This is a genomic window from Hyphomicrobium sp. (genome assembly GCF_035572195.1).
Taxonomy (GTDB): Bacteria; Pseudomonadota; Alphaproteobacteria; order Rhizobiales; family Hyphomicrobiaceae; genus Hyphomicrobium_B.
On sequence record NZ_DATNBA010000066.1, the window covers coordinates 1 to 5,731 of the forward strand.

The 5,731-nt window shown below is 58.6% G+C and carries 6 protein-coding genes; all 6 read right to left on the bottom strand.

The window, feature by feature from the left end:
- Window positions 1–215: 215 nt before the first annotated feature.
- A complete protein-coding gene (locus VN623_RS06420) occupies window positions 216–800 on the bottom strand; it encodes a TIGR00645 family protein (protein ID WP_325569287.1) in 585 nt (194 codons plus the stop codon).
- A 42-nt stretch (window positions 801–842) separates the two neighbouring features.
- Entirely contained in the window at window positions 843–1,832 is a 990-nt protein-coding gene (locus VN623_RS06425) for a murein L,D-transpeptidase family protein (protein WP_325569289.1), read from the bottom strand.
- Window positions 1,833–1,949: 117 nt separating this feature from the next.
- Window positions 1,950–2,837, bottom strand: a complete 888-nt coding sequence (locus tag VN623_RS06430; protein ID WP_325569291.1) for a murein L,D-transpeptidase family protein — start codon at window positions 2,835–2,837, stop codon at window positions 1,950–1,952.
- Window positions 2,838–2,873: 36 nt separating this feature from the next.
- Window positions 2,874–3,848, bottom strand: coding sequence for a murein L,D-transpeptidase family protein (locus VN623_RS06435; RefSeq protein ID WP_325569293.1), 975 nt, complete (start codon window positions 3,846–3,848; stop codon window positions 2,874–2,876).
- 161 nt (window positions 3,849–4,009) lie between these two features.
- Window positions 4,010–4,957, bottom strand: a complete 948-nt coding sequence (locus VN623_RS06440) for an acetyl-CoA carboxylase carboxyltransferase subunit alpha (RefSeq protein WP_325569297.1) — start codon at window positions 4,955–4,957, stop codon at window positions 4,010–4,012.
- 154 nt (window positions 4,958–5,111) lie between these two features.
- Window positions 5,112–5,731: oligopeptide:H+ symporter (locus VN623_RS06445; RefSeq protein ID WP_325569295.1), on the bottom strand; the 620-nt coding region annotated here is incomplete at its 5' end.

Genomic DNA, 5,731 nt, shown 5'->3' on the forward strand with positions numbered 1-5,731 from the left:
GAAAGCGTCTTTGCTTGCTTTGCTAAACTCATGACGAGCTCCTAACTGTCTGTAGACAAAAGATAGACAGGTAGAATATACAACAATAAGCCGTTGAAATAAAATATAAATTATGATGGCAGAACTAATACAAGCACTGCCACGGCAAGATGGATTGAGCCGCGCCCAAGGGCGCTGCTGAACGTCTCGGTCGCGAAGTAATACCGGCGTCGCCGCTAATGCGCGCTCGTAGTGACGGCGTCGCCGGTCGTCGCGGCCGCTGAGTCCTCGCCCTTGCCATGACCTGCGATCCGGTCGGATAGCGCCAGCAGGACACTCGAAACCACGAATACGACGTGGATGACGACCATCCACATCAGCTCCCGCTCACGCTCGGGTGTGACGACGCCAAGCGACATGAACTGGCGCAGCAGCTGTACGGCCGAGATCGCGACGATCGACGACAGCATTTTCAGCTTCAGTGCTGAAAAATCGATCGTACCCATCCATTCCGGTCGGTCACCATGATCGGAATGATCCATCTTCGAGACGAAATTTTCGTAGCCCGAAAAAATCACGATGATCAGAAGCGATCCCGTAAGCGTCAGATCGACGAGCGTCAGCAGGCCGAGAATCACGTCGGACTCGCTCGACGCGAAGGCGCCGACTGCCAGATGCAAAAGCTCGGCGCAAAATTTTATCAGCAAGACGAATAACGAAATCGCCAAGCCGAAATAGAATGGCGCCAGCAGCCACCGGGCGCTGAACAGCAAGTTTTCAAGCGTTACTTCGATACGCTTGACGGCGCTTTTCTCAACCATTTGTCCGGGGTCCTCGGTCTAAGGCAATGGGCTCGCCAGCGATCAGCGGATCAGCGGCCAGGAAAACATCGGCGTCGGCGCCGTATCGCTCTCGAGGCTCGTTTGGATTTGCGGAATTGGGGCCGGCGTCTGCGCCACGAGCTTCGGCAGGAACTGAGTTGGGCGCGGAACGGCGCTGAGCCACTGGTCCTGTTCGCGAATGGCCATTAGCGTCGGCTCACATGCTTCGAGCGGACCGGCGAATTCTCCCGTGCTCGTTTCGCGGAAGATATAGCGGCCGCTGCACACGCTGACGGCGGGCGGCCGCTTCGTTCGCTCGAACATGTCGTAGCCCTCTTTGAGATTATTCCAGAAGGGCATCCACGGAGATTTCTCCTGCACGGCCATGTTCAGATCCGTCATGCGAAACGGAAGAATGTGCACCGGTACGATGTTCTCTCCCGCGTCGATGGCCGCCATCGTGAGCTGGTGAATCTCGTCTGAAACCGGATTGGTCATGGCAAAGCAACCGATCGACGAGCAACCGCCGTGGATCAGGATGTTCGAACCCGTCCGCGCCTGCGACTGATCGAGAATATTCGGATAGCCGATGTCGAGCGACACGGGCCACCGCCCGACGTGACGGGCCTGGGCGCGCGTCACCGTATAGAAGCCTTCCGGCGCCTGCTTGTCGCCGTCCCTGAGTTTCGGCCCGATGGAGCCGGACCAGTGACAGATCGGGTAAGTTGCAAACAGGACGAACGCGTTGTCCTTCCGCTTCCAAATCTCGAGTTCGGATTCCGATTTGAAGATGCGGATCAAAATTGGCGATGCCAGCGTCACGCCCTTATCGCGCAGACGCTCCTGCAATACCGCGACGTTTGGTGTCCCCGGCAGCGGCAGCGCTCCGACGGCGGCCGCCCTCTGACGCTCGACCCGATCGGCGGCCACATCCTTGAGTTCGATGGAAAGCGCATATGCGTTCTCGGCGCAGGCGACACCGAGTGTCATCGCCGCGAGAAATGCCAAACGGAAGACGCTCTGGAATGCCATGAATGCTCTGCGACCGAGTAGCCCCGTTCCTTACGCGGTGGCGCACATTATTGCCCGTAACGCGACAATTCGAAGTGTCTTTTCGCCAACACCCGGCAAGATTAAACCTGTGTATCCTCAACTCTTGGCATTGACGGCGGGGCAGCGGTTTTCGATCGGGTTGTCGCCCGTCGCGCCTTTGTCGCCGGGCTCGAAGCGATAGCGGGTCTGACAGACCGTGACTTTGGGCGGCAGCAGACTTTTTTCAAAGAGATCGTTGCCCGCTTTGAGGGTCTTCCAGAAGGTGGCATACGGATTGTTTGCGTAGTCCGCCAACCGTTCATCTGACATCCGGAACGGATAGACTTGCACCTGAAAACGCTTTTGCCCCCCCGCCAGCGACGTGGTGACCAAACGCCAGATTTCATCGATCTGGGCGTTCGTCATCGCAAAGCAACCGACCGACGCGCAGCCGCCGTGAACCATGATCAGCGATCCGGTGCGGCCGTTAGCCTGGTCAAAGGCATTCGGAAACCCAAGGTTGAACGAGCGATGCCAGGCGCTATTCGGATTGAGCGCCGAAGCATCGACCGTGTAGAAGCCCTCCGGCGCTTGCAGGTCGCCTTGCTGCAGCTTGGGGCCAAGCCGGCCGGACCAGCGGCAAATGGGATAAATCGCGAAGCGATGAAACACGCCATCGCGCTGCATCCACAATTCCAGTTCGAATTCTCTTTTGAATATTCTGATTAGAACCGGAGAGCCCTCCCTCACGCCGTTTTCGGCGAGACGTTGCGACAAGCGCGTCAAATCTGGCTGACCGGGCATGTCCAGACCGAACTGCGCTCTGAAGAGCCGCTGGCTCCGTTCGTACCGGATGAGGGCTTTGTCACCGCCCGGCAAACGCGGCAACCAGATCGGTGCGAATGCCAGCGCCAGCCCTGCAATCGCGATCGAACAGACGGCGAAGATCAGGAAAATCTTGCCGGCATGCGATCGTCTCGGTTCCGATGTCTTCGGCTGACTCACATCACGCTCATGCATAGGAGGCGGCGCGCTAAAGGATCAATTCGCGTTGGCGACTGGCGACGATACTGCCATCGAACTCGCATTCGCCTGAGCCTTTTCTTGCTGCTTGGCAGCGTTGATATCGGCGAGCGTCGGCTCGGCATCCGGGTTCGTTATGCCCTTGAGCTTGTTGCCATTGGCGACATCCATCTCAGCCGGTTCGGGCAATGGCGTAAACGCTGTGACAACCGGCCGATCGAAAGCCGGGCACTGACCGGCGGGATCAGGACGGCTGCGCGGAATCAGTCCCACGACATAGCGGCGTTCGCAAATCGTGATGTTAGGCGGTATCCGGTATTGCTCGAAGTAATCATAGCCCTGCTTCAGGGTCTTCCAATAGCCATACCATTTGTGCGACTTCATTTGCGCCATGCGCGCGTCAGTCATCCGAAACGGGAACGCCTGAAGCTGGAAGCTGGTTTGTCCGGCCTTCAATGCCTCCCGCGTCAATCCATAGATCTCTTCCATAAGCGCGTCGGTCATGGCGTAGCACCCGGCGGACCGGCAGTTGCCGTGCACCATCACCGAATCGCCCGTGCGCCCCCAAGACCTGTCGTAGGCATTCGGGTAGCCGAGATTGAACGACAGGTAATACTTCGAGTTCGGGTTCATCAGCGTCGGTGTGATCGTGTAGAAGCCTTCGGGCGCCTGTCTGTCGCCCTTACTTTCCTTCGGGCCGATTTCGCCGGACCAATTGCAGATCGGGTACGTCTTGAAATGGTAGAAACGGCCGTCGTCGCGCTGCTTCCAAACCTCGAGTTCGGATTCTTCCTTGAAAACGCGCACGAACACGGGCGCGCCGGGCTGCATGCCTTTCTTGGCAAGCAGCGACAAGGCATCCTTCGATAGCGGAACTTCCGCCGGCGGCGGAATAACGGGCGCGCTTGAACAGGCCGCGACCGCGACCACGGCAATTAGAGCCGCGAGCCGAACAACAGCTCTCGACGTTATCGAGACGTTGGTCTGCAGCAATGCGCTTTCCCCGGCTTCGAGTTCCCCGTTCCGCGGGCTGGCGGACTATTAAATACAATAAACTCAAACGACTACTGCGATCGCGCGGAGTCTATGTCAACTCAAGTATCGTGTCGAAATACGGCACGGCGGCGGCCATTTGGTGAGCGGCCCGCCGGAGATCAGTGCCCGATCGACAGGAAACGCTCGTGCCGTTGTTTGCGGATCTCCTCCGGCGATTTGCCGTCGAATTCCGAAAGCATCCGGGCGATGGCGTTTCCGGTTGCGATAATCACCGATTCGCGGTCGCGATGCGCGCCGCCTGTCGGTTCCTTGATAATCGCATCGATGACGCCGAGCTGGTCGAGGTCCTGGGCCGTGATCTTCATGTTGGTCGCGGCTTCTTCCTTTTTGTTGCTGTCGCGCCAGATAATCGAGGCCGCGCCTTCGGGCGAGATCACCGAGTAGATGGCGTGTTCGAGCATAAGGATGCGGTTTGCCGTCGCGATCGCGATCGCGCCGCCCGAGCCGCCCTCACCGACGATGACGGCAACCATTGGAACGCCGAGCTTCAGGCAGCATTCGGTCGAACGCGCGATTGCTTCGGCCTGCCCACGCTCTTCCGCCCCGATGCCCGGATAGGCGCCAGGCGTATCGACGAAAGTGATGATCGGCAGATCGAATCTGTCAGCAAGCTCCATCAGCCGCACGGCTTTGCGATAGCCTTCGGGGCGGGCCATTCCAAAGTTGTGCTTGATGCGCTGCTCGGTATCGGAGCCCTTCTCGTGGCCGAGCACGACGACCGATCTATTGCGAAATTTTCCGATGCCGCCGACGATCGCCTCGTCCTCGGCGAAATAGCGATCACCTGCGAGCGGCGTGAAATCCTCTATGAGGCCGCCGATGAATTCGAGCGCATGTGGACGTTCCGGGTGGCGCGCGACGAGCGTCTTTTGCCATGGCGTCAGCTTGTTGTAGGTGTCAACGAGGGCGGCCTTCGCCTTTTGTTCGAGCCTCGCGATCTCGTCGGCGATCTGTGGTCCTTTGCCATCGTTTTGCATCGCCTTGAGCTCGGAAACTTTGTTCTCGAGTTCCAAAATTGGTTTCTCGAAATCGAGATAAGTACGCAGGGCGGACGTGGCGTTCACGGAACAGGAGCCTTTTTGATCGTCAACTTAGGCGTGCGGCGCTAGAGTCGGCACCCGATCCGCAACATTCGCCTTGAGGCCCGCCGGGTGTCAAGGTGACGGGATGCGCTGGTCTACTGCCAAAACGCTAAATTTATTAATTATTTCCGGCTGCTAGCCTGTTCACAATCGGCGCAACCGCAAACATGAAAGTGGCGGCGACGGCGACAAGGGCCGCTTGTGCAAGGAATGAAAGCACCAGCATGTCGGGATCGGTTGCCGTGAAGGCGCCGCCGATATCGCCCGCCAGCTTGTTGCCGAAGGCTGCCGCCAGGAACCAAAGGCCGAGCACGAAGCCGGTCATTCTCTTCGGCGCGATCCGCGTCATCGTCGACAGACCGACCGGGCTCAGCATCAATTCGCCGACCGTGAACAGCAGGTAGAGACCGATCAGCCAGAGAGGCGACACGCGTCCATCCGATGCGAAGCCGGCGGCAGGGACCATAAGAAGAAACCCAGCCGCGAGAAAAACCAGACCGAGCGCGAATTTGATGGGCGAGGATGGCTGACGATGCCCGAGTCTCAGCCACAGCGCCGCCACGAAGGGCGTCAGCAGGATGACGAAGACCGGATTAGCGGATTGGAACCAGGACGATGGAAACGAAAGTCCAAGAACCTGATTTTCCGTCAGCGTATCGGCGAACAGCGATAGCGTCGTCCCGGCCTGCTCGAAAACCGCCCAGAAGATCATTGCCGCAATGAAATAGATGCCGACGG